Below are 25,255 nucleotides of genomic sequence, written 5' to 3'. Positions count from 1 at the left end.
TTTCCATGCCTGCTGCCTTACCTCATTACGCCTTCGCTCGCGGTGCAATCGCCGTCATTCCCCTGTCCCTGGCCTGTGCACCCTGGGGGCTGCTGGCCGGTTCCATGGCCATCGATGCGCAATTCACGCCACTGCAAGCCCAGGGCTTGTCCGCCATTGTGTTTGCCGGCGCTGCGCAGTTGGTCGCCATTGGCATGGTCAAGAGCGGTGCCAGCCTGATTTCCATCGTGTTGACCACCTTGCTGCTGACCTCCCAGCACCTGCTGTATGGCATGCACCTGCGCCCGATTCTTTCGCCACTCAAGACCCGCTGGCGCATGAGCCTGGGCTTTCTGCTGACCGATGAGTTCTTTGCTCTGGTCAACCACTATGACCGTGAAACCTTCAATCGCTGGTACGCCCTGGGCGTTGGCCTGACGTTTTACATCGCCTGGAACCTGTTCACCCTGGCCGGCATCGTGCTTGGCAAAAGCATCCCAGGCCTTGATCAGTTGGGCCTGGAGTTCTCCATCGCCGCCACCTTTATCGCGCTGATCACCCCGGTGGTGCGCGACGTGCCGACGGTGGTCTGCGTGGCGGTGTCGTTGTTGTTTTCCGTATGGTTGAGCTTCCTGCACTGGGAGTCGGCCGTGGTGGTGTCGGGTGTGCTCGGCATGAGCGCAGGGTTTTTCTGTAAACGCCTGGGGGTTGGGCAGCGATGATTTACCTGATGATTGTGGCCATGGGCCTGGTGGTTTTTTTCAACCGTTATCTGTTTATCGAGCCGCGCCTGCCGGTGCGCCTCAACCGTGGGGCACGGGAGTTTCTCGGGTTTGCGGTGCCGGGCATGCTCACGGCGATCTGCGGGCCGATTATTTTCCTGGCTGATCACCAGCTCAACCTGAGCCCGGCCAATCCGTATTTGCTGGCCGGTATCTGCGCCGTGGCGCTGATGTTCTGGACGCGTAACGTATTGATGACCGTGCTGCTGAGCATGGGGTTGTTCTACCTGTTTCGCGGGTGGCTCTGAAGCGCAGGCGAAAAAAAGCCCGCGGGAGGGCGGGCAGAAGGACACTTCTAAAAATGAGCCAGGCCACTATAGGCGGCATATTCTCCCTCCACAGTGAAACAAAATTCATGGGGGCGTCAGTCAGCCTTGCGGCAATGGTACAGTCGCGTTTTTTCCAACGAGGCAATGGCATGCACAAGGTGGTAATGGGCGCATTGGTATTGACGGCACTGGCCGGTTGCGCGGGCTCGAAGATGAACGAGGCGCGCCTGGGGGCTCCCTACAAGGCCATGGCATCGGACAAGGCCACGCTGGTAGTTGCCGAGTGCATCCAGTTTGGCTGGCAGGATGAAAGCGTGTTTGGCGTCGACGCCGGTGGCTTCAAAGAGCCGAACGGGGCCGGTGGTTTCACCGTCTACACCACCGGTGGCGATTACTTCGTCGACGTGCAAAGCGCCGGTGCCGGTTCGTCCGTCAAGTACTACGCCGTTGAAGACACGATGCCGGCCAAGCGTCGCTTGGCGGCACTCGCGACCTGTCTGTAATACGTTGCCTTAGTCATTTCAGGAAACGCCCGGCGGGACAGCCGCCGGACATTCGCTTATGATTCAATCCGCCCGCCCGACATAATGGCTCTTTACCAGTACACGGACGTCGAGGCCTTACCGTCGGGCGGGCACCTTTAGTCTTTATCGCGGCATAAAACCCAAATGCCAGCGCCGGGGAATCTTCAGCGACACCAGCCCCAACACGCCCGCCAATACACCGCTGACCACCAGCGCCCTCAGCCCCATGTGCTGCTCCAGCAGCGCGCCAATCACCGCGCCGACAAACATCCCCGCCCACGGAATCAGTTGCACCCGCCAGCCGTTGCGGCGTTCCCCCAGCATCCAGCGTCCCAGCCCGCGCCCAAAGCGTGACAGTGCCCCGGTCACGTAGGTCAGCCCCACCGGCAAGCCGTTGACCTCTTCCACGGCTGCGTTGAGCATGCCCATCGCAATGATCGCCGCCAGCAGCGCCGGCAAGGTGTCGGCGAAGGGCAGCAAGGCTGCGCCGCAGAGCAAGGTGGCGATACACAGCAACAGGGGCAGGGCATGGCGCCGGCTGAGACGGCCGACCACTACGCCCAAGGCGTTACCGGCGACAAATGTGGCGACCAGCAACAGCAGGCGTGCGGTCAAGCCGAGATCCCCCACACTGATGGCCACGGCCAGGCGCGTGGTGTTGCCGCTCATGAACGAAACAAAGTCGCCGCTGGCCATGAAGCCGATGGCGTCAGTCATGCCCGCCAATACCGAAAGGCTGGCCACCAGCATCAGGCCGACGCGGCCGCGCCAGCGCTTTTGATGGGCCAGTGCGGCATTGGCATAAGGCTTTTTGGGCGAAGGCAGCATAGGGCCGGGTTCCTCGGTGAGATTATCCGGCCACTACCCTAGGACGCTTTGATTGCGCGCGCAATGACCTCAGACACACTCCAGGCGCCAACCCTCAGGTTGCCAGAGCAAGCGGTGGGTTGGCCCGAGCGCCTGGATGAACGCCTCATCATGGGATACAACCATCATTGCCCCGCTGAAGCCCAGCAGCGCCTGTTCAAAGGCGATCACCGATTCCAGGTCCAGGTGGTTGGTGGGCTCATCAAGCAACAGCAGTTGCGCGGGTGTTTCACCCCACAGGGCAATCGCCATCGCGGCTTTCAACCGCTCGCCGCCGCTGAGGTGCACGGTCGGTTGGGTGACCCGCCGGGCATCCAGTTGCAGCAAGGCCAGGCGCGTACGCAGTTCGGCTTCGGGCAGCGGTGTGTCGAGCAGGTTGAGCTGTTCGACGAGGGAGCGTCGGTCATCCAGCAGCGCCTGGTGCTGGTCGATATACGCGCAGGGCACCGGCACCGAGCACTCACCGCTGGCGGGCTGGCAGTGGCCGGCCAGTACCTTGAGCAGGGTGGATTTGCCGCAACCATTCGGTCCTTGCACAGCCACGCGCACCGGCCCTGTGAGGTTGAGTGTGAGGGCGGGATGCTCCAGCCAGGGCAACCGGACCTCCGTCAAGGCCACGACCTGTCGGCCATTGGGCACGACCGACCCCGGCAAGGCCAACAGGGTCGGCGTTTCATCCACCACGCGCTCGTAGGCTTGGCGCACCTGCTCATCCAGCACGTGTTTGTAGGCGTGATGGGCACTGCGCACCGTGCCGACGACTTCGGTGGCGGCGCTTTTCCAGCGCGCCTTGGTAAACCGGTCCACATTGGCTGTCTCTGCGTGCTTGCGGGAGCGCGCCGCCTGGCGTTGCAGGCTGTCATGGTTTTTCTGCACGCGCCGGCGTTCGCGGTTGCGTTCAAGGCGTGCGTGCTCCAGCGCCGCGACGGCGGCGTGTTGTTCGGTGTCGCGCTGCAGGCGATAGGCATCATAGTTGCCGCCGTAGACGTGAGGGCCGAGTGGGGACAGTTCAATGATGCGCCCGAGGGTGTTGAGTATTTTTCGGTCGTGGCTCACCACCACCAGGCCGCCACGCCATTCCTGCAACAGGTGCAGCAGCCACCGGCGGCCGGCGCTGTCGAGGTGGTTGGTGGGCTCATCGAGCACCAGCAGTTGCGGTGCGGCCAGCACGGCGCCGATCAGCCTGAGCCGCGCCAGTTGTCCTCCACTGAGTTGATCGGCCGGCGTATCGACACCCAGCTGCGCAAGGCCTGCCGTATCGAGTGCGGCGCGCAAGCGTTCGGCAAGGTCCCAGCGATTGTCGATCAACTCAAGGTCATCGACCTGCGCCGTCCCTGCCGCCATGCGTGCCAGTGCCGCCAGCACGGGCGTGGTGCCCGTCAGGTCAGAGAGGGTGTCTCCCGCTGCAACCGCCATGTCCTGGGGGACATAGGCCACGCTGGCCGAGCGCTTGAGCGAGCCGGAGGAGGGGGACAACACGCCGGCGATCAATTGGGCGAGGATACTTTTGCCCCGTCCATTACGTCCCACAATCCCGGTGGGCGTGTGGTCGATGGACAGGTTCAGGTCGTCCAGCAATGTCTCGCCATTGGCGAACTGGAAGCACAGGTGTTGCAGGGAAACCAATACGGGTAGCCGGTTGACGTCAGCCATCAGCACCTCCAAAAAATGTCGGACAGGCCAACAAGCGCGCCAGGCGGCTCGTTGCAGGTACATTCTGGAAGGCTTAGTGATTCACGTCGGCGGTCGTCCCGGAAGTCAGAGGGGGGGCCAAGAGCCTAACCCGCCTTGGCATTGCCGGGCAAGTCGGCGGCCAGTTGTTCAAGGAACATCGCCAAGGCGACTTCCTCGGCCTTCAGGCCTTTGCGCCCCCGTGGCTTGGGCAATCTGGACAATTCGCCCAGGCTGAAATGCTCCAGCACGGCCGGGTGGATATAACACTTGCGGCACACCGCAGGCGTATTGCCCAGTTGCCTGGCAACATCCTTGACCATCGCCACCACATGTCGCTTGGCGTCGGATTCCGGTTGCCATTCCAACTCCCGCAGCACCGCCAGCGCCATGGCGGTGCCGGCCCAGGTGCGGTAATCCTTGGCAGTGAAGTCGGCACCGGTAAGATCGTGCAGGTAGGCGTTGACGTCATGGGAGCTGACGGTGTGCCGCTCGCCGTCTTCGTCCAGATACTGGAACAGGTTCTGCCCCGGTAACTCCAGGCAGCGCTTGACCACCGTGGCCAGGCGCCGGTCCTTGACGCTGACCTGGTGCTCCACGCCACTCTTGCCGCGAAACTGGAACTGGATCTCGCTGCCTTTGACATCCACATGGCGGTTGCGCAGGGTGGTCAGCCCGTAGGATTTGTTGTCTCGCGCATATTGGGTATTGCCGACACGGATCAGCGTGGCGTCCAGCAGCATCACCACCGTGGCCAGGACTTTTTCGCGCGTGAAGCCGGGTTCGGCGATTTGCGATTCGAGCTGTTTGCGCAGTTTCGGCAGGGCGTTGCCGAACTCCTGCAGCCGCGCGTACTTGTCGCTGTCACGCACCTCACGCCAGCGCGCGTGATAGCGGTATTGCTTGCGTCCACGGGCATCGCGGCCGGTGGCTTGCAGGTGCCCGCGCGGGTCGGCGCAGATCCACACATCGGTATACGCCGGAGGGACGGCGAGGGCGTTCAGGCGCTTGATCTCATCGGCATCCCGGATGCGCTCGCCCTTGGCGTCGAAGTACTGGAACTTGCCGCGCACTCGCTTGCGGCGGATGCCGGGCTGGGTGTCGTCAACGTAATGCAGGTCGCGGGGCAGGTCGGCGGGCAGCGCGGAGTCGGGCATGGTGCAGGTTCCTTGGCAACGGATCAGGCCGGTATTCCTGATTGACCGCAGCCGTGTGCGGTCGTGCCAAAAGGTTTCTTATGCCAGCACGGCCACCGCCTTGATCTGCGCCCACAGCGCCTGGCCGGGGTGCAATTGCAACTGGTCGCGGGAGAACCGCGTGATCCGCGCCAGCAACGGCGTGCCATCCGCGTCCAGGCGCACCAGCACATGGGCGCTGTTATCCGCCGCGATCTCCTGGGTAACCGTCACCGGCAGGCGGTTGAGGATGCTGCTGTGCTCTCCGGCGTGCAGGCTGAGGCTGACGTCGCGCGCCTGTACCTTGACCCGCAATGCCTTGCCCAACGCCAGCGGTGCATGGGCCACGCGCAGGTGCTGGGCACTGTCGGGCAGTTGCAGCGTGAGCAGATGGTAGTGATCGTCGTAGGCGCTGACGCTGCCGTTGATCACCACGCCCGCGTCGTCCCCCAACGCCAGGGGCAGGTCGAGCCGCGCCAGGGTGTCGCCGATGGGACCACTGGCCAGGGCCTTGCCGTCGCTGAGCAATACGATGTGATCGGCCAGGCGCGCCACCTCATCCTGAGCATGGCTGACGTATAGCACGGGGATGTCCAGTTCGTCGTGCAGGCGTTCCAGGTAGGGCAGGATTTCGCTTTTACGCTTGCTGTCGAGGGCGGCCAGGGGTTCATCCATCAACAGGAGTCTTGGGCTGGTGAGCAGGGCCCGGGCGATACCGATGCGCTGACGTTCACCGCCGGACAAGTGTTGGGGGTGACGCTCCAGCAGATGGCCGATCCCCAGCAACTCCGTGGCCTGGAGTATATCCACCCGGCGTTGCGAGCGCGGGATGCGCTTGAGGCCGAACTCCAGGTTGGCCCGCACCGATAGATGGGGGAACAGGCTGGGCTCCTGGAACACGTAGCCGAGCGCGCGCTTGTGCGGGGGCACGAACAGGCCGTTGCGGCTGTCTTGCCAGACTTCATCGTTGATCTGGATAAACCCATCTTCGGCCCGCTCCAGCCCGGCAATGCAGCGCAGGCAGGTGGTCTTGCCGGAGCCGGAATGCCCGTACAGCGCAGTCACCCCTCGGCCGGGCACATGCAGGTCCACGTCCAGGGCAAAGCCTGTGTACTTCAAGTTCAGGCGCACATTGATCATCGGCATCAACTCCAGCCCATCCTGGTTTTACGGCTGGAGTAGAGCGCCAGCAACACGAGGAACGCGAACACCACCATGGCGCCGGCCAGCCAATGGGCCTGGGCATACTCCATGGCTTCGACATGATCGTAGATCTGCACCGAGACCACGCGGGTCTTGTCGGGGATATTGCCGCCGATCATCAGCACTACGCCGAATTCTCCGACGGTATGGGCAAAACCCAGGATGGACGCGGTGATAAACCCCGGGCGCGCCAGGGGCAGGATCACCGTGAAGAAGGTATCCCACGGATTGGCGCGCAGGGTCGCGGCCACCTCCAATGGGCGTGTGCCGATGGCGGAAAAGGCGTTCTGCAACGGCTGCACCACGAACGGCATGGAATAGATCACCGAACCGATCACCAACCCGGCGAAGCTGAAGGTGAGGGTGCCCAGGCCCAGCCATTGGGTGAACTGGCCGAAGTAGCCGTGGGGGCCCATGGTCAACAGCAGGTAGAAACCGATGACGGTGGGTGGCAGCACCAATGGCAAGGCCACCACCGCGCCAATGGGACCGCGCCACCATGAACGGGTGCGCGACAGCCACAGGGCAATCGGAGTGCCGATGACCAGCAGGATCACGGTGGTCAGTGACGCCAGTTTGAGGGTCAACCAGATTGCGGAAAAATCGGCACTCGACAGGGGCATTTACTTGCTCAGTTCATAACCGTAGGACTGGATGACGGCGGCGGCTTTCGGCCCTTTGAGGTAGTCGACCAGTGCCTTGGCTGCAGCGCTGTCCTTGCCCTTGTTGAGGATCACCGCGTCCTGTTTGATCGGGTCGTGCAGGGCGGCCGGGACGATCCAGGCCGAGCCGCTGGTGACTTTGCCGTCTTTATAGATCTGCGACAAGGCCACAAAACCCAACTCGGCGTTGCCGGTGGAAACGAACTGAAAGGCCTGGGTGATGTTCTGGCCTTCGACGAGCTTGTCCTTGACCTGCTCGGTCAACCCTTCCTTGGCCAATACCTGGGTGGCGGCGAGGCCGTAAGGCGCGGCTTTCGGGTTGGCGATGGACAGGTGCTTGAATTCATTCCTCTTCAACACCTCGCCCTTGGCGTCTACATAACCTTCCTTGGCCGACCACAGCGCCAGGGTGCCCACGGCGTAGGTGAAGCGCGAGCCCTTGACCGTGTCGCCTTCGCTTTCGAGCTTTTGCGGGGTGGTGTCGTCGGCACTCAGGAACACTTCGAACGGCGCGCCGTTCTTGATCTGCGTGTAGAACTGCCCGGTGGCGCCGTAGGCTGCGACCAGTTTGTGGCCGGTGTCTTTTTCGAAGTCGGCGGCAATCGCCTGGATCGGTGCGGTGAAGTTGGCCGCTACGGCCACCTGGACTTCATCGGCGTGGGCCGCTGCGGTCGCGAGCAATGCAACCAATGCCGCCAGGCACGTGGGTACAAAGCGAGGGGTATTGAAAGTCATGAATGGCTCCGTTTGAGAAGGTGCAGAACCTGGTGCCGATTATAAGGGACGGGCGCTGCCAGGCGCTGTATGTATAGGTATATAGCGTAAAAATGGCAAGGGAAATCCATCCTTGGAATCGATGTCGGCGTGCGGTCGAGATTTCCTCCCGTCGACACCCCCATGGCTGACAGCCGGGCGCTGGTCGCAACGCGATAGTGAGCGGCGTATTGATCTGAAACGGAAGCACATCATGGGCAAGGAATACGCTTACATCGACGTGGGCGCGACAAACACCGAGAGCAGCGAGGCTTACACGCAAGCATGGATAGAGCGGGTATTGGCTCAATCCACGCTGGAACCTCAGGCCAAGGCACTGATCCGGGCGGACGCCCTGATCCCCGTCGAATTCTCGGTATTCGATACCGATGACAGCCAGCGACAGCCGATCATTGTCGAGAACGAGTCGTTGCCGCTGTGGCACATCCTCAACGATCGGTTTCCCTGGCAGGCATATGCCGGCAAGCAGCAAAACACCGACAGCGTACAAACCAAAGTCCTGATGCCGTATTTCTACGGTGAGGTGGCACGGGAGCTGAATTTCACGCGATTTTTCCTCGGTCGCATCCGCGTCGGTGGGCAGATCCACGCGGGCTTTTGGGTGCAGCATGAGTTGATGATGCCTTACCAGGCGGTACTCAAGACCGAGGTGGTGGTGCTATCGGTGTGGAACACCCACGCCGAAATGATGGCGGAAATCTGGTTCGACCTGCCTCCCACATCCCGGGGGGCCAACCAATGGCCCAAGGCGATCAGCCTGGAGTGGCCGGGCATGCGCATGGGTGTGCAGTCGGGCAGCCGCTTCGAGTATTCAGCCGATACGAGCCAGAACCGGCTGTGGCTCAAACCCTTCGAAGAGCCGGTGGGGGTTGCGATCTTGAGTATCCTTGCGCGGTGGACACTCAAGGACGTGCAGCTGCCAGACACTCACATAGAGCCCAATCAATTGCTCAAGGTGACCCTTGGCAATCTTCCAGGCGGTGCGCCAGCGCTGGAATACTCGATCACCGTCGCCCAGGAATATCGAGCGTCAGGACGCTGGCAATATTATCTTGCGGTCTATTTGAATCACCGTTGTCCTTGGGTGAACTGCGGGGTGATGGATGAAGAGGGCGTGATCCGCGCACAAAGTGACCAGCAGAATGTCTGGTTCGTGCGCAGCGACGCCTCCCAGGCGTCTTTTTCGATACAGATATTGCCTGGGGACCTGGCGCAGTGGCTGGAGGGCGTGCCGACGTCGATACAGCCGGTTACGCCCCCCAAGGCCTGGCAAAAATGGGACAACCTGCTGAGCAGTGTGTGGAACGCCGAACTCTCCAAGGACTATATCCAGAACCTTATCGAGCGCTGCCTGAACAAGTCCGGGCTGCCGCAACGGACGCAGGATCGGTTCAGGGACGAAAAACGGTTTCGCTATAAATACCAGGTGGGCTACCCGGTCTATTCGGCGGGCATGACCGCCTATGCGCCACCGCGCTACAAGCATTTTTCTTTCTTGCAGGTGCTGACGGGCGAGCCGCAGCGCACGGCGTATTTCCAGGAAACCATCGCCAACATCCATGTCAGCGGGGAACCGCTGTCGAGCGTGGAAGTGCGCACCCTGGGCCGCTTGCGCGACATCCTGTATGAAACCTTTGTCGCCGATATCGACGAACTGGCGCGCAACACCGACTACAAACAACTGTTTGGCGAAACCTGCGAGGCCTTGGCCAAGGTCCGCGCGGCACAGTTCCTGGTCGATGATGCTGAGCAGGATGTGTCCCTGCGTGAACTCGCCCATCGTTTTCTCAAAGGGGAAGTCAAGCCGCGCCTGCTGCTGTTCCGGGAAAAAGTGGTGCCCAATGCGTTGGTGCTCAAGCTCAGTTCACAGAAGGCGCTCCTCATCTCACTGAACATGGCAGAGCTCACTTGGGCGGTGTGGCAGCCCAGCGGCGTGGCGGGGCACCCCAGTGACGACTTGATGCGGTTTATCACGCACCACCTGCCATTTCCGGAAAAACTCAGTGTGGAGCGCTCGGATTTCTATCCGCAGAAAAAGCGCTACGGCTATCACTACCGCCGCGTGCCACCGCAGCCGGTGGCTTTCCGGGAGGTGACGAACATCAACGATGCGCTGTATGAGATCGGTATCGGCGAACTCAAGCACATGATGAATTACGCGGTATTTTCCTCCGATGAAGAGCGGCGCCTGGCGAAATGGGGCCTGTTCAAGGTCGCTACCCGCGCGGTGTCCAGCCTGGTGATAGCGGCGGTCGGTCCCGCTTCGGGCGTCGGGGCTTTGCTGTTGTCCGGCGGTGTCGGCCTGATCGCCAATGTCGCGGACGCAAGCTTCTCCTACCAACTGGCCCGCAGCATGGACCGACCCGAGGATTACGCCGCCTATGTGTATGAGTGCAAGTTGGGCGTCTTGCTGGGCGTGGTGGAGCTGGTCGCCGACGTTACCCTGGCCAGGGGGCAACTGCGCACGCTGTTGAAACGGTCGGCCCAGACCGGGAAGTTGCTGTTGCCGGCCTTGAGATCCCGTGAGCGCCCGGCCCCCCCTGTTTCCCTGGAACAGGCGAGCGCCTCCACGTTATTCCTGCCCACATCAGCGGACCTGCTGGGCATGCGCGGTCGTCTGGAAAAGCTTTATCGCGACGCCAATAAGCTGGCCGAATTGGCGGGCGACTCCGAGGCTTCGAGTACAGGCGGCTTCGTTGAGTCCAAGCGCTGTGCGGACTACCTGTCAAGCCAGTCCTGGGGCGTACAGGCTATCGGCGTCTTGCTGTTCGCCGAACCGGACGACCCGCGTCCCCAGTGCCATTTCGCCCTGTCGGTTCGCAATGAAAGTGATGCGGCGGTGCTGGACACGGGGTTGGGGCGCCTGGACCCTTCGGCGCAGCAACTGGCCTATTTTGATTCCATCGCCGGTTGGGAGCAGCGCGTGCAGCAAGCACCGGCGTCGAGCGGCAAATTGGTGGTCTACAAGCTCTACGCCAACGTCATCGAGGCCAGCCATGAGCTCAACACGGTGTTCCGGCTGGGAGTGAGTTGGGGGCGTTTCTTCAATACCGGCAGCTATTCGGTCCTCGCGTGTCCGCAGCGATTTATCACCGCCATCCAACGCCAACTGCCCAGGTTATGGGATGTGCTTTCCCGGGAGCTGCCAGGGGGCGCGTCGCAGCTGACGACGGCGTTGCAAAATACGCCGCAGCCGTTCGATCACGCCGGCCTGTTGCTGCAGGTCAGTAACCTGCGGGGCTTGATCGATGAATCCGAGGATATGTTGCGCCGTACCGTTGGGGTGCCTGTGGTTGGCAACCTCAGGGCGCAACTGCTGGGGGCTTTCCGGAGCTGGCGCCACGAGTCGCTGGAAGAGTATGTGGAGCTGATGGACAGCGTTATCGCAGAAGAGGCGGAGTTGGTGCGCGGAGCATTGGCTCACCTGGACCAGTTGCAATCGGGCCTCGCCAGCCCGATTGCCACGGCGGAGAACGCCCTGGTCGATTGCGTCGACTGGATCGCACTGCGGGCCGGCCAGGAAGACGACGACTGGCGCAGTTTGCTGCGCAGCGAAATCGAACGCTATGTCACGGGGGATCGCGCCAGTGCGGACCTGTGTACAAGGGCGCAACTCGACTACCTGCACCAGACGCTGGCCGCCCATCGCGAAGTGCAGATACACCACGTACTGGGGGCCAGCTACGAACGACTCTCCATGAGCACCGGCCAGGCGCTGTTTGCTATCGGGCTGAAGTTGATCAACGCCATGGCCACCCATCGGCAGTCCGATTGCTTCTTCGCCTTGATCATGACCTGCCAGCCCTACGAGAACAGTAACGAGCACTTCGCCCGCATCATCTACGGTATCCACGCCCTGCGGCAAAAGCGCTTCATGGTACTGACCCAGGCCCACGAAAACCGCCTGAGCGGGCTACGACCTGCGGAACCTGTACCGCTCTAGTCCGGCGTGCGGGTAAGCCTCTTGAGGGCTTGCGCGGCGAGCAGCGTGGTCAGTTCGCGCGTCGACAGTGCGTGCTTGAGCCCGACGGCCTGCCCGGCCCACTGAGAGCCAAAACCGGCTTCCTCCCTGGCCTTCAATGGCATCAGCGCGCCGCCTGCCAGAGGAAAGGCCGGCGCCGCCGGGTTCACCGGGCCCAGCTCACGCATCAGGCGATTCAAGAGGCCACGGGCAGGGCGTCCGGTGAACAGGTTGGTCAGCGCTGTGCCACTGGCCTGGGCCGTCAGCAAGGCCAGATGGTGGGCCCGGCTGAGCGTCGCCTCCGGGGTGAACAGGTACGCGGTGCCGATCTGCACCGCCGAGGCTCCGAGGACGAAGGCTGCGGCAATACCGCGCGCATCGCCGATTCCGCCGGCGGCGATTACCGGGACGTTCACTGCGTCCACCACTTGCGGGACCAGGGCCAGCGTGCCGATCTGGCTGCTCAGGTCCGAAGCCAGGAACATTCCCCGATGCCCGCCGGCCTCATACCCCATGGCGATAATCGCGTCGCAACCGTGCCGCTCCAACCAGATCGCTTCCTCGACCGTGGTGGCCGAGGACAGCACCTTGGCCCCGGTCGCCTTGACACGTTCCAGCAGGCTTTTTTCCGGCAGGCCGAAATGAAAGCTCACGACCTCGGGGCGGTGTTGCTCCACCACTTCGCAACTGGCGACGTTGAACGGGGCGCGATTGGAGACCGGAGTCGGCGCATCGAAATCGGCGCCCAGTTCGCGGTAGTAGGGTTCCAGCAAGGCCTTCCAGTGGCGATTGCACTCCTCATCCGGCTCCGGCGGCTGATGGCAGAAGAAATTGACGTTGATAGGCCCGGTACTGGCATGGCGCACGGTGGCCAGGGTTTCATGCAGTTGCTCGATGCTCAGCATCGCCGCAGGGATCGAACCCAGCGCACCGGCCTGGTTGGCGGCAATCACCATGGCGGCGCTGGTCGCACCGGCCATCGGTGCCTGGATGATGGGCACGTCGATGCCCAGCAGGTCGAGAATACGGGTGTCTGGCCAGGTGCTCATGGGGCGTGTCTCCAGTATCAGTGAGGCTTGTCGCTGTTTTAACAGGGCCCTTGGCACCCGGCCAGTCTGTTTTATTCACTGGACGAGGGACGTTTTTCGTGCACGTCAGTGGTCTCTTTCCCGCTCCAGCAGCTGCCGCTTGCGTTCAACCCCCCAGCGATAGCCGGATAGATCGCCATTGCTGCGCACCACCCGATGACAGGGGATCGCTACCGCCAGGCTGTTCGCCCCGCAGGCCTGGGCCACCGCGCGAAAGGCCTTGGGCGCGCCGATGCGTTGGGCGATCTGCCCATAGCTGGCCGTGCTGCCCACCGGAATCTCGCGCAGGGCCTGCCACACCCGTTCCTGGAACGCGGTGCCACGCAAGTCCAGTGGCAAGTCCAGGCCCAGGGCGGGCGCCTCGATAAAGCCCACCACCTGCGCGATCAATTGTTCGAAACGGCGGTCGGCCCCCACCAGGTTGGCCCTGGGGAATTGATCCTGCAGGTCGCGCACCAGTTTGTCCGGGTCATCCCCGAGCAGAATCGCACACACGCCACGGGCGCTCTGCGCCACCAGGATTGCACCCAGCGAGCATTGCCCGACGGCGAACAGAATATCGTTGTTGGTGCCGCCGGCCTTGTAGTCGCTGGGCGTCATGCCGAGCCGTTGGTTGGCCGACTCATAAAAGCGGCTGTTGGAATTAAAACCGGCTTCATACAGCGCCTCGGTTACCGAATGCGGGCCCTTGAGCCCCTCGCGGACCTTGCGTGAGCGATGGGCGCTGGCGTAACCCTTGGGGGTCAAGCCGGTCACGCCTTTGAACACCCGGTGGAAATGGAACGGGCTCAGGCCGGCCCGGCTCGCCAGCGTGCTGAGGCTGGGCGCGGTGTCGGCGTGTTCGATCTGCCGGCACGCGTCAGCCACCAATTGCGCATGCTGCGCAGCCAGTTGTGTCTGGTCACCGGCTGCGCGTTTGCTGGCGCGATAACCGGCGGCCTCGGCCTGTGCCGGGGTGTCGAAAAACTCGATATTTTCCGGGCGGGGCAATCGCGAGGCGCTGCTCGGGCGGCAATACACACCGGTGGTTTTCACGCCGTAGACGAACAGCCCATCGGCTTTCGGATCGCGGGCAAGAATCGCAGCCCAGCGCGGATCTTGTTCGGTAGTCATGGTTGGCACTCTTGACGGATCCTGGCCAGATTAGCCGTGCTGCAGTGGCCTGGCACTCCGAAGCTTGCGGTCAAATCAGCCGGCGGTGCGAAAAGTGAGGTTGATACGTTGCGGGCCCATGATCGGGTGCACGCCTTCCTTGATCGGCATCACCCCATGAAAGCGCAGCCGATCGACCCCGCCCCAGACCACCACATCACCATGGAACAGCGAGACCTTGCGGGTCTTGTCACTGCGGGCGTGGCCACCGAACAGGAAAACTGCCGGCAGTCCAAGGGATATCGACACGACGGGCTCGCTGTAGCGACGTTCATTCCTGTCCTGGTGCAAGGACATTTTCGCGCCCGGAACATAACGGTTGATCAGGCAGGCGTCGGGGGCAAAGTCGACAAACCCGGCGTCTGCCGCGGCTTCTATGGCCAGTTGGCGCAAGGTGTCCGGCAGCGCTGGCCAGGGTTGCCGGGTGCGAGGGTCCAGGGGCGTGTAGCGGTAGCCGCTGGCGTCGCTGGTCCAGCCCAGCGCGCCGCAACTGCTCAAGGCCGCCGACATGGTAAAGCCACCGGGCGTAACCATTTGCCGAAATGGCGATTGCGCCAGCACACGGCGCAGTTCTGGCAGAAGGCGCTCAATCCAGGGCAGGGCATAGCCCCTTAACACGTAGGACTGTTCGCCGATCTGCTCACGTGCTGCGGGTTGTTGCAGGGCGTCATCGGCGAACAGGTCATCAGTGGGGCCGGGCATTGCCTTACAGCGCCTTGCTCACGTTGATGTCGCTGATGACATCGCTGGCATCGTGGATTTTCGCCAGGGCTTGCAGGGCCTCTTCCACGCTATTGTTCGTCAGTTGGGCGAACTCAAAGCGGCGTTCGCCGTTGAGCTTGTACTTGATCACGTATTTGGTGGTAGCAGTCACGGTGATTTCCTCTGGCGTCTTCGAGTCAGCTCAGCTCAGCTTGGTGCTGGTGCGACGTACGATGCGAATCTTGTGGGACAGCGCCGGCTTGCGGGTGACGCTGATCGCGCGACGCGTCACCACGTCCAGGGTGATGTTCCAGAACCCGGTGCTGGGTGCGGTGATCTTGGCGGGGAACTTGTCGAAGGCGCCGCCGTGGTATGTGTGGCGACCGCCATTCTTGAAGCTGCGAAAGTTCGCGTCGCTCATCAGGCGAATATTGCAAGTCTGCGAGCATTCGATGACGACAATGTCTCCCTCGTTGAGGTGCTCGCGCTGGTGGATAAATTTCATGAGGGTGTCTCCAGAAGGGCTTTTTCTGCAAAATCAGAATGATACGTAGGTTAAGATAGAGTTTATCAGCCCCAGCGCGTTTATTATCGGCCCGTCTTCAACGGCGTCGACAATTTAAAACAGTTATTTACCGAGTTATCAGGGATAAATCCTACGTGGGCGGGAGAAAATTACCATCTCCGCTGTCGTAGGGTCTTTATTGGAGGTTTTGTATGAAGTGGAGTGTGTTGGTTCTGGCCTTGGCGATAGGTGGGTGTGCTTCGGTTGCAGATATCAAGCAGACCCCGCCGACGTTGGCCGTCATTTCCGGGAAAAAACCCCAGGAGTATGCCGCGTGTGTGGTAAGGAAACTGTCTGCTACTCGTCGGCCGCCGCAGATTGAACCGCATAAAGACGGTGTGCAGGTTATCGTGCCGCAGAAATTTTCCGCCGATCCTTCGGCTATTTTCGAAATTGAAGAGCGCTCCAGCGGTAGCAGCATCAAGCTCTACGAGAGCATGTCCAACGTGCCGATCCGCCCGGGTGATGTGAAAAAAGCCGGGGAAGAGTGCATTTCCGGTTGAGGCCGCTGGGGAAAGCCGATATGAAGCGTGAACACGTCAAGGCCCGCCATGCCGAGGGTGAAATCTCGGCCACCCATGTCATCCAGAACCCCGCCGACCTGGGCGAGTGGATCGTCTTCTTCAAGAAAAGTGGCGGTCGCAGCTTTTTTCTGGTGGATGATCAGGATGAAGTCGAATCCTTTGCCAGTCTTGACGAACTGAGCGAAATCCTTCGGGAACTGGGGATCAAATTCGCCGAGATCCACCTGTAACCCGCAGGGTTACTTGCAGACTACCACCACACTGCGACTTTTGTAGTTGCCCACATCCTGGCCCAGGGTCTTGTCGCTTTCCTTCAGCGATGGCGTGCCTTCAGTGCCGACAATGCGATAGCCGGTGCCTGCGCAGGAGGCATCGGCTTTTTCGTAGCAACTGGCCCAGGAGTTGGCTTCGCCTGAACAGTCGATGGTCAGGCCTTGCTCGCCGTTCTTGAGGTAGACATCGGATGTGGTGGTGCAGCCGGCGAGTGCCAGTACCGCAGTCAGTGCCAGAAATTTGTTCATGTGTGTTCGTCGTCGAGGGTGTGGGAGGGGCGCTGACACTGTCGTGGGGCGTTTTTGGAAGATTATAGCGAACTGCCATCTAGGTACAGGCAAAACCAAAAAAGCCCCGTAAGTCGGGGCTTTTTGCATAGGCATGGAGGCTTACTTGCCCTTCGGCCTTTTGCTCGACGCGTGGCCTGCTTCATCCACAAACACTTCGGCGACTGCGATTGCCATGCTTTCGGTCTCGAAAACACCGGCGACGCTGTCTCCGTGGAAGTTGATCAGGTGCCAGCCGTCCGCTCGCTTGGTGATCAGGTAGCCGTTCACGCCTTTTGGTTCTGACATCTATTAACAATCTCATGGTCTGATTCAAGGGTGCAATGATAGCGCCAAATGTTCCAGGACCGCGCAAGTTATTCCAGGTCAGTGTTCCAGCCTGAAAAGCGTGCTAAAAGGGTTGCAGCCCCTTTAAGCATGAGCAGGCGGCTTTTTTTAGCGTGCCGGCAGAGCCGCTCTTTGTAAGATCAGCGGAACTTACGCCGACATTTTTTCTCTAGATGACATCGCAACGCCAGCAGGACCCATTGTAAGGTGACTGCGGCCTGATTAGACTGCGCCGAATTCCGTACGCACAGCCCTTTGTAAGGACTTATATGATCAAGAAATGCTTGTTCCCAGCAGCCGGTTACGGCACTCGCTTCTTGCCAGCGACCAAGGCCATGCCCAAAGAGATGCTGCCGGTGGTAAACAAGCCACTGATTCAGTACGGCGTCGAAGAGGCATTGGATGCCGGTCTGAACGAAATCTCTATCGTCACCGGTCGCGGTAAACGCGCACTGGAAGACCATTTCGACATCAGCTACGAGTTGGAAAACCAAATCAAGGGCACCGACAAGGAAAAATATCTGGTCGGTATCCGCAAGCTGCTGGACGAGTGCTCTTTCTCCTACACCCGCCAGACTCAGATGAAAGGCCTCGGCCACGCCATCCTGACCGGTCGCCCATTGATCGGTGACGAGCCGTTCGCCGTAGTACTCGCGGATGACCTGTGTGTAAACCTGGAAGGCGACGGCGTACTGACCCAGATGGTCAAGCTGTATCAGAAATACCGTTGCACCATCGTTGCGGTTCAAGAGGTCGATCCTCAAGAGACCAACAAGTACGGCGTGATTGCCGGTGACGACATTGGTGATGGCCTGATCCGCGTACGCGACATGGTCGAGAAGCCGGCGCCTGAAGATGCACCGTCGAACCTGGCGATCATCGGTCGTTACATTCTAACCCCGGACATCTTCAAGCTGATCGAAGAAACCGAGCCAGGCAAGGGTGGCGAGATCCAGATCACCGACGCCCTGTTGAAGCAGGCCAAAGACGGTTGTGTGATCGCCTACAAGTTCAAGGGGCGTCGTTTTGACTGCGGTGGCGCCGAAGGCTACATCGAAGCCACCAACTTCTGCTACGAGCACTTCTACAAGACTGGTAAGGCTTACTGATTCACGCAGGCCTGCCTTTGAAAAAGCCACCTTCGGGTGGCTTTTTCGTTTTTCAGCCCCATGTAAGTCGGTATGCTGATGTCCTGCCGAGGAGAATGAAATGGCCTACGATTTTGACCTGTATGTAATTGGCGCCGGTTCCGGCGGTGTTCGCGCGGCGCGCTTTGCTGCGGGCTTTGGGGCCAAGGTGGCCGTGGCGGAAAGTCGCTACCTGGGCGGCACCTGCGTGAATGTTGGCTGCGTGCCGAAGAAACTGCTGGTGTACGGTGCGCATTTTGCCGAGGACTTCGAGCAAGCCAGTGGCTTTGGCTGGTCCCTGGGTGAAGCGAATTTTGATTGGCCGACCCTGATCGCCAACAAGGATCGCGAGATCAACCGCCTCAATGGCATCTACCGCAACCTGCTGGTCAACAGCGGCGTGACCCTGCATGAGGGGCATGCGCGCCTGGTTGATCCGCACCAGGTGGAAATCAATGGCGAGCGCTTTACGGCCAGGCACATCCTGATCGCTACCGGGGGCTGGCCGCAGATTCCGGATATTCCTGGACGTGAGCACGCCATAGGCTCCAATGAGGCGTTTTTCCTCAAAGAGTTGCCCAAGCGCGTGCTGGTGGTAGGTGGCGGCTATATCGCGGTTGAGTTTGCCGGGATTTTCCATGGCCTGGGCGCGCAGACGTCATTGCTGTATCGCGGCGACCTGTTCCTGCGTGGCTTTGATGGTTCAGTGCGCACACACCTTAAGGAAGAATTGACCAAGCGCGGCCTCGACCTGCAGTTCAATGCGGATATCGAGCGCATTGAAAAGCAAGCCGATGGCAGCCTCAAGGCCACCTTGAAAGACGGTCGCGTGCTGGAGGCCGATTGCGTGTTCTATGCCACTGGCCGACGTCCGATGCTGGATAACCTGGGGTTGGAAAATACCAGCGTCAAACTGGATGAACGCGGTTTCGTCCAGGTGAACGACCAGTACGAGACCACCGAAGCGTCGATCCTGGCGATCGGTGATGTGATCGGCCGTGTGCAGCTGACGCCGGTGGCTCTCGCCGAAGGCATGGCCGTAGCGCGTCGCTTGTTCAAGCCCGAGCATTACCGCCCGGTGGATTACGCAATGATCCCGACAGCGGTATTCAGCCTGCCGAATATCGGCACGGTCGGCCTGACGGAGGAGGAGGCGAAGAAAAACGGGCACAGGGTGCAGATCTTCGAAAGCCGGTTCCGCCCGATGAAGCTGACCTTGACCGAGTGCCAGGAAAAAACCTTGATGAAACTGGTGGTCGACGCGGACACCGATAAGGTATTGGGCTGCCACATGGTCGGTCCGGATGCGGGCGAGATCGTCCAGGGCCTGGCGATCGCGCTCAAGGCCGGCGCGACCAAGCAGCACTTCGATGAAACCATCGGTGTGCATCCCACGGCGGCAGAAGAGTTTGTCACCATGCGCACGCCTGTGTCCGACTGATCAGGCTGGCGGTGTTGCCTCTGGCGCCGTCGCAACGGCGGCGGCCAGGCGCAACGCCTCGATAGTGGCGTGGGCCTTCATAAGCTCCAGTTCCAGGCGCTTGTTGGTGTGCCCGTGCTCAGCCAGCGCTTGTTGGCGTGACTCACTTTCAAGCAAGGCCACCCGCAGGCGCTCCTGAAGCAGGGTGCGCTCGCTGTCGATCTGGCTCACGTGTTCGCTCAGCTTCAGTTGCTGGGCCTGGTCTTTGCGGGTTTGCTCCTGCAGCGCAGCCAGTTCCTTTGCCGTCACTCGGTGCTCGATCAGCAGGCGCTCGTTGTCACGGTGCAGCTGGGTGATTTCGTCCTGGCGAACCATTGCGCTTTGCTGGGCTTGGCGCAGCTCTGCCTGTACTTGCTGCAGCTGGCCTTCGTGGCGCCGTTGCTCCTGCTCGCGCTGCTCCTTGATCGCATTGCGGTAGTGCTCCAGCGCCTCGCGGGCGTGCAGGTGCTTTTCTTCCAGCGAGCGAATCTGTTCGTCCTTGTCGTTGATCCTTAGCTCGTAATCGCTGCAGGCCTGGCTGAGCCCGGCGTTGCGCGTTTGCTCGGTTTGCAGACTGGTACTGGTGGTTTGCAGGGCAGCGCTTTCTTCTGCCAGTGCAGCCGCCTGAATATCGAATTGTTGCTTGAGTTCGCCGTGAGCTTCTTCAAGCGCCTCGATCTGGGCGAGCAGGGCGGATTTTTGCTGTTCGAACTGCGCAAGGGCCAGGTCAATCGGCTCTTGAGCCTTGTCCTTCAAACGCTGCGCCAACCGTGCAACCAGCTCACCCAGCTCGTCGTCGATCGGCGCTTCGGTGATAGTCAGGCGGGCTTCGCTGTCGTCCAGCTCCTTCAAATAGCGGTGGATCGTGGTTTTCGAGCCGGTATTGCCCATCTCGATGCGTACCGCGTCGATGCTGGGGTTCTCGCCACGGGCAAGGATCGCCAGGCGTGCCGTTTGAACTACTGCTTTATTAATGCCGCCGCGAGCCATGGGGTCTCCGTCGATTTAGTACTGTGGTATGTATTATGTAGATACATACTCTAACACGAATAAAAACTCGTTAAAATTCATGATTTAACAGATAGGATATTGGCGTATTATCCCGTGTCATGAGCGACTGGAGCGCTTATACCTCTGCCAGCAGTACGAATAGGCCTCCCATGAGCGATCTGGACCGTTACCTCAACGCCGCCACCCGCGATAACACGCGCCGCAGCTATCGTGCGGCGATCGAACACTTCGAAGTCAGTTGGGGCGGATTTCTGCCGGCCACCAGCGACAGCGTGGCGCGTTACCTGGTGGCGCATGCCGGCGTGTTGGCAGTCAACACCTTGAAGTTGCGGCTCTCGGCATTGGCGCAATGGCATACCAGCCAGGGCTTTCCCGATCCGACGAAAGCGCCGGTGGTGCGCAAGGTGCTCAAGGGGATTCGCGCCGTGCACCCGGCGCAGGAGAAGCAGGCCGAGCCGTTGCAACTCAGGCATCTGGAGCAGGTCGCGGCCTCCCTTGAGGCTGAAGCGCGAGAGGCCAGTGAGGCGCATGACCCACCGCGGTTGCTGCGCGCCAAACGTGACACTGCGCTCATCCTGCTGGGCTTCTGGCGCGGTTTCCGCAGCGATGAGTTGTGCCGATTAAGTATCGAACACGTGCAGGCAACACCCGGTGCAGGCATCAGTCTGTACCTGCCGCGCAGCAAAAGTGACCGCGACAACCTCGGCAAGACCTATCACACCCCGGCGCTGCTGCGCCTCTGTCCGGTGCAGGCCTACAGCGAATGGCTCAGCGCCTCGGCTCTGGTGCGCGGTCCGGTATTTCGCGGTATCGATCGCTGGGGAAACCTGGGGGAGGAGGGCTTGCACCCCAACAGCGTGATACCGCTGCTGCGCCAGGCGCTTGAGCGTGCGGGCATCGCCGCCGAGCAGTACACCAGTCACTCGCTGCGTCGGGGCTTTGCCACCTGGGCCCATTCCAGCGGGTGGGACTTGAAGTCGTTGATGAGTTACGTCGGCTGGAGCGACATGAAATCCGCCATGCGCTATGTTGAAGCGACGCCCTTTCTCGGCATGACATTGGCCACTCAACCGCTGCTTTGAGATTTCTTCTATTAATACCGTCACCTGATAGGGAAAACCAATCGTCAGCATCAGGTTTGCCAATGAGCCATCTGCCGAGAGAGTGGGTAGGATTCACCTCATCAACTTCTTAACCCCTGACGGAGAGTCAACGATGCCTATCATCAACAGCCAAGTAAAACCGTTCAAAGCAACTGCATACAAAAACGGCAACTTCGTAGATGTGACCGACGCTGACCTGAAAGGCAAATGGTCGGTAGTGTTCTTCTACCCAGCCGACTTCACCTTCGTTTGCCCAACCGAGCTGGAAGACCTGGCCGACAACTACGCCGAATTCCAGAAGCTGGGCGTCGAAATCTACAGCGTTTCCACCGACACCCACTTTGCCCACGCTGCTTGGCACAACACTTCGCCAGCCATCGGCAAAATCCAGTACACCATGATCGGCGACCCGACCCTGACCATCTCCCGCAACTTCGACGTCCTGATCGAAGAAGCTGGCCTGGCTGACCGCGGTACCTTCGTGATCAACCCGGAAGGTCAGATCAAGATCGTTGAACTGAACGACGGCGGTGTTGGCCGTGACGCTTCCGAGCTGCTGCGCAAAATCAAGGCCGCTCAATACGTTGCTGCCCACCCAGGCGAAGTGTGCCCAGCCAAGTGGAAAGAAGGCGAGGCTACTCTGGCTCCGTCCCTGGATCTGGTCGGCAAGATCTAAGTCTGTGAAGACGTATCAAGGGCGGAACTCCGCACTTAAGTAAGCTGCATCCGCCCTCAAAACGCCCGGGCGACAGTCGCTCGGGCGTTTTTTTGTCTGCAATAAACCGAATTAATAGGAAATCGCCCGTATGTTGGACGCCAATCTTAAAGCTCAGTTGAAGTCATACCTGGAACGGGTCACCCAGCCGATCGAGATCGTCGCCTCCCTCGACGACGGCGCGAAATCCCAGGAAATGCTTGCCCTTCTGCAGGACGTAGCCAGCCTCACCACGCTGATTACCCTGAAGACCGATGGTGATGATGCACGTAAGCCATCGTTCTCCATCAACCGCCCGGGTGCCGAGATCAGCCTGCGTTTCGCCGGCATCCCCATGGGCCATGAATTCACTTCGTTGGTGCTGGCCCTGCTGCAAGTCGGTGGCCACCCGTCGAAGGCCAGTGTCGAAGTCATCGAACAGATCCGCGCCCTTAAGGGCGAGTTCAGTTTCGAGACTTACTTCTCGCTGTCCTGCCAGAACTGCCCGGACGTGGTCCAGGCGCTGAACCTGATGGCCGTGCTCAACCCGAATATCCGCCACGTCGCCATCGACGGCGCGCTGTTCCAGGCTGAAGTCGACGAGCGTCAGATCATGGCGGTGCCGAGCGTCTACTTGAATGGTGTGAACTTCGGCCAGGGCCGCATGGGCCTGGAAGAAATCCTCGCCAAGCTCGACACCAGCGGCATTGAAAAAGCCGCCGAGAAAATCAGCGCCAAGGAGGCCTTTGATGTGCTGGTCGTCGGCGGTGGCCCAGCCGGTTCCGCAGCTGCCATCTACGCCGCACGTAAAGGTATTCGCACCGGTGTTGCCGCCGAACGCTTTGGTGGCCAGGTGCTGGACACCATGTCCATCGAGAACTTTATCTCGGTACAGGAAACCGAAGGGCCGAAACTGGCCAGCGCCCTGGAAGCCCACGTGCGTCAGTACGACGTGGACATCATGAACCTGCAGCGCGCCAGCAGCCTGGTGCCGGCGAAGAATGCCGGTGATCTGCACGAAATTCGCTTTGAAAGCGGTGCGACCCTCAAGTCCAAGACCGTGATCCTGGCCACCGGCGCCCGCTGGCGCGAAATGGGTGTACCGGGCGAGCAGGAATACAAGGCCAAGGGCGTGTGCTTCTGCCCGCACTGCGATGGTCCGCTATTCAAGGGCAAGCGTGTGGCGGTGATCGGCGGCGGTAACTCCGGCGTTGAAGCGGCCATCGACTTGGCCGGGATCGTCAACCACGTGACCTTGCTGGAGTTCGACAGCAAATTACGCGCCGACGCGGTATTGCAGCGCAAGCTGTACAGCCTGCCTAACGTTGACGTGATCACCAGCGCGCTGACCAGTGAAGTCAAAGGCGATGGCCAGAAGGTCACCGGCCTGGCCTACAAGGATCGCGATACTGGCGAGTTCAAGACCCTCGACCTGGAAGGCATCTTTGTACAGATCGGCTTGCTGCCCAACACCGACTGGCTTAAAGGCACTGTGGAATTGACCCCGCGTGGCGAAATCATTGTCGATGCCCGTGGCGAGACTTCACTGCCAGGTGTGTTCGCCGCCGGTGACGTGACGACCGTACCGTACAAGCAGATCGTGATTGCGGTAGGCGAGGGCGCCAAGGCTTCCCTGAGTGCTTTCGATCACCTGATCCGTACCTCCGCTCCGGCGTAAGCCCAGGTCAGGAAACGAAAAACCCCATGAGTGATCATGGGGTTTTTTGATGTGTTGAAACTTACAGCGGCGCTGGCTGGATGATCTCGACCCAGTACGCATCCGGGTCCTTGATGAACGCCAGGCTTTTCATGCGGCCATCGGTCAGGCGTTTCTGGAAATCGCAGCCCAATGCTTCGAAGCGTTCGCATGCGGCGACAATATCGGGCACCGAGATGCAGATATGGCCGAAGCCGCGTGGATCGGTGTTGCCGTTGTGGTAGGCGAAGTCGGCATCGTTTTCGGTGCCGTGGTTGTGGGTCAGTTCCAGGATGCCTGGAATCGACTTCATCCATTGGGTACGCGCGGCGGCGTCGGCCGGGATCTGGGATTTGTCCACCAGGGCCAGGAAGTACAGGCTGAATTCGGCTTCCGGGAAGTCGCGCTTTTCAACCAGGGAAAAACCCAGGACGCGGGTGTAGAAATCCAGGGACTTGGTGATGTCCTTGACCCGCAGCATGGTGTGGTTGAACACGAAGTTCGAGGTGGCGGTGTCAGGTTGGGCGGTGACGCCCGGGAAGGTGTTCAGTTCGTGCAGGCTCATGGGCCCTCCAGAAAAAAATGGGGCAAACGCGGCTCCAGGTAAGAGGAGCGTTCCCTTGGCTTGCGGCTGGCGTCCGTGCAGCCGGGCCATGATACGCAAGGCCCGCTTGCTGCGCCAAATGAAAAAGCGCGCGCAGGTCTTGCGACCGGCCGGTGGCGGGGCTCACACTTTGTCGCTTGAACCTTGGGTGTCTTTTGCAATGATCGAATGTCGTATACCGCTGTTGAGCGCTCTGTGTTTGCTGTTGGCCAGCCCCTGGGTGTGGGCGGGCGCCCCGGAAATTCACTGGCCCAGCGGCTGGCAGGTAGAAGAGGTGGTGCCCGACGGCGACGCGCCGGCCACGCGGCAGCCGGTCTCGCGGCAGCGTGCGATCAAGAACGACGAAAATGGCAACACATTGATGGTGATGGAGTTGACGGGGACGCCGATCGAGGCCGGGCATAACGTTAATCTCCAGGGCGTATTGCTGGAGATGCGCAAGTCCATCCAGAAAGATTTTGCCCAGGGCGGTTATCAAAGTGTATGCAGCAAGATGCACTCGACAACACTGAGTCGCCTTGAGGCCGTGGAAACTACCTGTGTGATTACCGAGAATGGACGGCACGTCCTTTCGCAAACATTGGTGGGGGCTGTAGATACCGATAAAGCGTATGTTTTTTCATACGCGGGTCAAGCCGATGCCTACGAAGCCAGCAAGGATGAAGTCAGTTCGGTGCGCGCCAGCCTCAAACTTTAAGTGGGTTTCGCCCGTCGATTCTCAACAAGGTGAAATGTTATTTAAGTTCGGTTTCGAACCCTTGAATAAAAAAGCCCCG

The 25,255-nt window shown here is 60.6% G+C and carries 27 protein-coding genes; 12 read left to right on the top strand and 15 right to left on the bottom strand.

Annotated features, from left to right (window positions below; translation table 11 throughout):
* Nucleotides 1–5: 5 nt before the first annotated feature.
* The 3 genes from F6S08_RS24645 (at nucleotide 6) to F6S08_RS24635 (ending at nucleotide 1,533) form a co-directional block, all read left to right on the top strand.
* Nucleotides 6–701, top strand: coding sequence for an AzlC family ABC transporter permease (locus F6S08_RS24645; RefSeq protein ID WP_027606606.1), 696 nt, complete (start codon nucleotides 6–8; stop codon nucleotides 699–701).
* Nucleotides 698–1,009, top strand: a complete 312-nt coding sequence (locus F6S08_RS24640) for an AzlD domain-containing protein (RefSeq protein WP_065927473.1) — start codon at nucleotides 698–700, stop codon at nucleotides 1,007–1,009. The genes F6S08_RS24645 and F6S08_RS24640 overlap by 4 nt, the downstream gene beginning before the upstream one ends.
* Before the next feature lie 170 nt (nucleotides 1,010–1,179).
* Nucleotides 1,180–1,533: a hypothetical protein gene (locus F6S08_RS24635; protein WP_027606604.1), complete on the top strand. Its 354-nt coding sequence runs from the start codon at nucleotides 1,180–1,182 to the stop codon at nucleotides 1,531–1,533.
* A gap of 144 nt (nucleotides 1,534–1,677) precedes the next feature.
* Here F6S08_RS24635 and F6S08_RS24630 read toward each other — a convergent pair whose 3' ends face one another.
* From F6S08_RS24630 to modA, 6 genes are all read right to left on the bottom strand, one after another.
* Complete coding sequence (locus tag F6S08_RS24630) at nucleotides 1,678–2,382, bottom strand: YoaK family protein (RefSeq protein WP_065946959.1); 705 nt, start codon at nucleotides 2,380–2,382, stop codon at nucleotides 1,678–1,680.
* A gap of 69 nt (nucleotides 2,383–2,451) precedes the next feature.
* Nucleotides 2,452–4,074: an ABC-F family ATP-binding cassette domain-containing protein gene (locus tag F6S08_RS24625; RefSeq protein WP_315872450.1), complete on the bottom strand. Its 1,623-nt coding sequence runs from the start codon at nucleotides 4,072–4,074 to the stop codon at nucleotides 2,452–2,454.
* A 125-nt stretch (nucleotides 4,075–4,199) separates the two neighbouring features.
* Nucleotides 4,200–5,249 (bottom strand): DNA topoisomerase IB, encoded by a 1,050-nt coding sequence (locus F6S08_RS24620; RefSeq protein ID WP_074846830.1) that lies wholly within the window; start codon nucleotides 5,247–5,249, stop codon nucleotides 4,200–4,202.
* 78 nt (nucleotides 5,250–5,327) lie between these two features.
* Nucleotides 5,328–6,407 carry a molybdenum ABC transporter ATP-binding protein gene (gene modC / locus F6S08_RS24615; RefSeq protein WP_315872530.1) on the bottom strand — a complete coding sequence of 360 codons (1,080 nt, stop codon included), beginning with the start codon at nucleotides 6,405–6,407 and terminating at the stop codon, nucleotides 5,328–5,330.
* A gap of 5 nt (nucleotides 6,408–6,412) precedes the next feature.
* Nucleotides 6,413–7,093, bottom strand: a complete 681-nt coding sequence (gene modB, locus F6S08_RS24610) for a molybdate ABC transporter permease subunit (RefSeq protein ID WP_065927477.1) — start codon at nucleotides 7,091–7,093, stop codon at nucleotides 6,413–6,415.
* The gene (gene modA, locus F6S08_RS24605; RefSeq protein ID WP_315872449.1) at nucleotides 7,094–7,867 is read right to left on the bottom strand and encodes a molybdate ABC transporter substrate-binding protein; all 774 of its coding nucleotides are present in this window, start codon (nucleotides 7,865–7,867) and stop codon (nucleotides 7,094–7,096) included.
* Between the two features lie 232 nt (nucleotides 7,868–8,099).
* On the opposite strand from modA, the gene F6S08_RS24600 reads away from it, so the two are divergent.
* Nucleotides 8,100–11,849, top strand: coding sequence for a hypothetical protein (locus tag F6S08_RS24600; protein ID WP_074846829.1), 3,750 nt, complete (start codon nucleotides 8,100–8,102; stop codon nucleotides 11,847–11,849).
* Here the strand turns inward: F6S08_RS24600 and F6S08_RS24595 are convergent.
* The 5 genes from F6S08_RS24595 to F6S08_RS24575 form a co-directional block, all read right to left on the bottom strand.
* A complete protein-coding gene (locus F6S08_RS24595; RefSeq protein ID WP_315872448.1) occupies nucleotides 11,846–12,916 on the bottom strand; it encodes a nitronate monooxygenase in 1,071 nt (356 codons plus the stop codon). The two genes, F6S08_RS24600 and F6S08_RS24595, sit on opposite strands and share 4 nt — an antisense overlap.
* Before the next feature lie 105 nt (nucleotides 12,917–13,021).
* The gene (gene ada / locus F6S08_RS24590) at nucleotides 13,022–14,068 is read right to left on the bottom strand and encodes a bifunctional DNA-binding transcriptional regulator/O6-methylguanine-DNA methyltransferase Ada (protein WP_315872447.1); all 1,047 of its coding nucleotides are present in this window, start codon (nucleotides 14,066–14,068) and stop codon (nucleotides 13,022–13,024) included.
* Between the two features lie 75 nt (nucleotides 14,069–14,143).
* Nucleotides 14,144–14,809 (bottom strand): DNA oxidative demethylase AlkB, encoded by a 666-nt coding sequence (gene alkB / locus F6S08_RS24585; protein ID WP_074846828.1) that lies wholly within the window; start codon nucleotides 14,807–14,809, stop codon nucleotides 14,144–14,146.
* A 4-nt stretch (nucleotides 14,810–14,813) separates the two neighbouring features.
* Nucleotides 14,814–14,981: a hypothetical protein gene (locus tag F6S08_RS24580; RefSeq protein ID WP_162844264.1), complete on the bottom strand. Its 168-nt coding sequence runs from the start codon at nucleotides 14,979–14,981 to the stop codon at nucleotides 14,814–14,816.
* A gap of 30 nt (nucleotides 14,982–15,011) precedes the next feature.
* Nucleotides 15,012–15,314 (bottom strand): DUF1883 domain-containing protein, encoded by a 303-nt coding sequence (locus F6S08_RS24575; RefSeq protein ID WP_003173824.1) that lies wholly within the window; start codon nucleotides 15,312–15,314, stop codon nucleotides 15,012–15,014.
* A gap of 212 nt (nucleotides 15,315–15,526) precedes the next feature.
* Between F6S08_RS24575 and F6S08_RS24570 the strand changes: the two genes are divergently transcribed.
* Both F6S08_RS24570 and F6S08_RS24565 read left to right on the top strand, forming a co-directional pair.
* A complete protein-coding gene (locus F6S08_RS24570; protein ID WP_027606592.1) occupies nucleotides 15,527–15,877 on the top strand; it encodes a hypothetical protein in 351 nt (116 codons plus the stop codon).
* A 20-nt stretch (nucleotides 15,878–15,897) separates the two neighbouring features.
* Complete coding sequence (locus tag F6S08_RS24565; protein WP_027606591.1) at nucleotides 15,898–16,128, top strand: hypothetical protein; 231 nt, start codon at nucleotides 15,898–15,900, stop codon at nucleotides 16,126–16,128.
* A 9-nt stretch (nucleotides 16,129–16,137) separates the two neighbouring features.
* On the opposite strand, the gene F6S08_RS24560 is transcribed toward F6S08_RS24565, so the two are convergent.
* Nucleotides 16,138–16,419, bottom strand: a complete 282-nt coding sequence (locus tag F6S08_RS24560) for a hypothetical protein (RefSeq protein WP_027606590.1) — start codon at nucleotides 16,417–16,419, stop codon at nucleotides 16,138–16,140.
* Between the two features lie 141 nt (nucleotides 16,420–16,560).
* Nucleotides 16,561–16,746, bottom strand: a complete 186-nt coding sequence (locus tag F6S08_RS24555; RefSeq protein WP_017528082.1) for a hypothetical protein — start codon at nucleotides 16,744–16,746, stop codon at nucleotides 16,561–16,563.
* 308 nt (nucleotides 16,747–17,054) lie between these two features.
* Between F6S08_RS24555 and galU the strand changes: the two genes are divergently transcribed.
* Both galU and gorA read left to right on the top strand, forming a co-directional pair.
* Nucleotides 17,055–17,894 (top strand): UTP--glucose-1-phosphate uridylyltransferase GalU, encoded by an 840-nt coding sequence (galU, locus tag F6S08_RS24550; RefSeq protein WP_003212579.1) that lies wholly within the window; start codon nucleotides 17,055–17,057, stop codon nucleotides 17,892–17,894.
* 100 nt (nucleotides 17,895–17,994) lie between these two features.
* On the top strand, nucleotides 17,995–19,353 hold the full coding sequence (gene gorA, locus F6S08_RS24545; RefSeq protein ID WP_315872446.1) for a glutathione-disulfide reductase: 1,359 nt from the start codon (nucleotides 17,995–17,997) through the stop codon (nucleotides 19,351–19,353).
* On the opposite strand, the gene F6S08_RS24540 is transcribed toward gorA, so the two are convergent.
* The gene (locus F6S08_RS24540) at nucleotides 19,354–20,361 is read right to left on the bottom strand and encodes a DNA-binding protein (protein WP_065946966.1); all 1,008 of its coding nucleotides are present in this window, start codon (nucleotides 20,359–20,361) and stop codon (nucleotides 19,354–19,356) included.
* A 170-nt stretch (nucleotides 20,362–20,531) separates the two neighbouring features.
* Here F6S08_RS24540 and F6S08_RS24535 point away from each other — a divergent pair, with 170 nt between their 5' ends.
* The 3 genes from F6S08_RS24535 (at nucleotide 20,532) to ahpF (ending at nucleotide 23,857) form a co-directional block, all read left to right on the top strand.
* Nucleotides 20,532–21,464 carry a site-specific integrase gene (locus tag F6S08_RS24535; RefSeq protein ID WP_065927486.1) on the top strand — a complete coding sequence of 311 codons (933 nt, stop codon included), beginning with the start codon at nucleotides 20,532–20,534 and terminating at the stop codon, nucleotides 21,462–21,464.
* A gap of 133 nt (nucleotides 21,465–21,597) precedes the next feature.
* Nucleotides 21,598–22,161: an alkyl hydroperoxide reductase subunit C gene (gene ahpC / locus F6S08_RS24530; protein WP_003173835.1), complete on the top strand. Its 564-nt coding sequence runs from the start codon at nucleotides 21,598–21,600 to the stop codon at nucleotides 22,159–22,161.
* A 130-nt stretch (nucleotides 22,162–22,291) separates the two neighbouring features.
* Entirely contained in the window at nucleotides 22,292–23,857 is a 1,566-nt protein-coding gene (gene ahpF, locus F6S08_RS24525; protein ID WP_074846825.1) for an alkyl hydroperoxide reductase subunit F, read from the top strand.
* A 61-nt stretch (nucleotides 23,858–23,918) separates the two neighbouring features.
* Here ahpF and gloA read toward each other — a convergent pair whose 3' ends face one another.
* The gene (gene gloA, locus F6S08_RS24520) at nucleotides 23,919–24,440 is read right to left on the bottom strand and encodes a lactoylglutathione lyase (RefSeq protein WP_053129696.1); all 522 of its coding nucleotides are present in this window, start codon (nucleotides 24,438–24,440) and stop codon (nucleotides 23,919–23,921) included.
* A gap of 199 nt (nucleotides 24,441–24,639) precedes the next feature.
* On the opposite strand from gloA, the gene F6S08_RS24515 reads away from it, so the two are divergent.
* A complete protein-coding gene (locus F6S08_RS24515; RefSeq protein ID WP_065947029.1) occupies nucleotides 24,640–25,176 on the top strand; it encodes a DUF4946 domain-containing protein in 537 nt (178 codons plus the stop codon).
* Nucleotides 25,177–25,255 lie beyond the last annotated feature (79 nt).

This window comes from Pseudomonas sp. JV449 (assembly GCF_032424295.1).
Lineage (GTDB): Bacteria > Pseudomonadota > Gammaproteobacteria > Pseudomonadales > Pseudomonadaceae > Aquipseudomonas > Aquipseudomonas marginalis.
The sequence above is the reverse complement of the archived record's forward strand: the minus strand, read 5'-3'. Positions and strand labels throughout refer to the sequence as shown.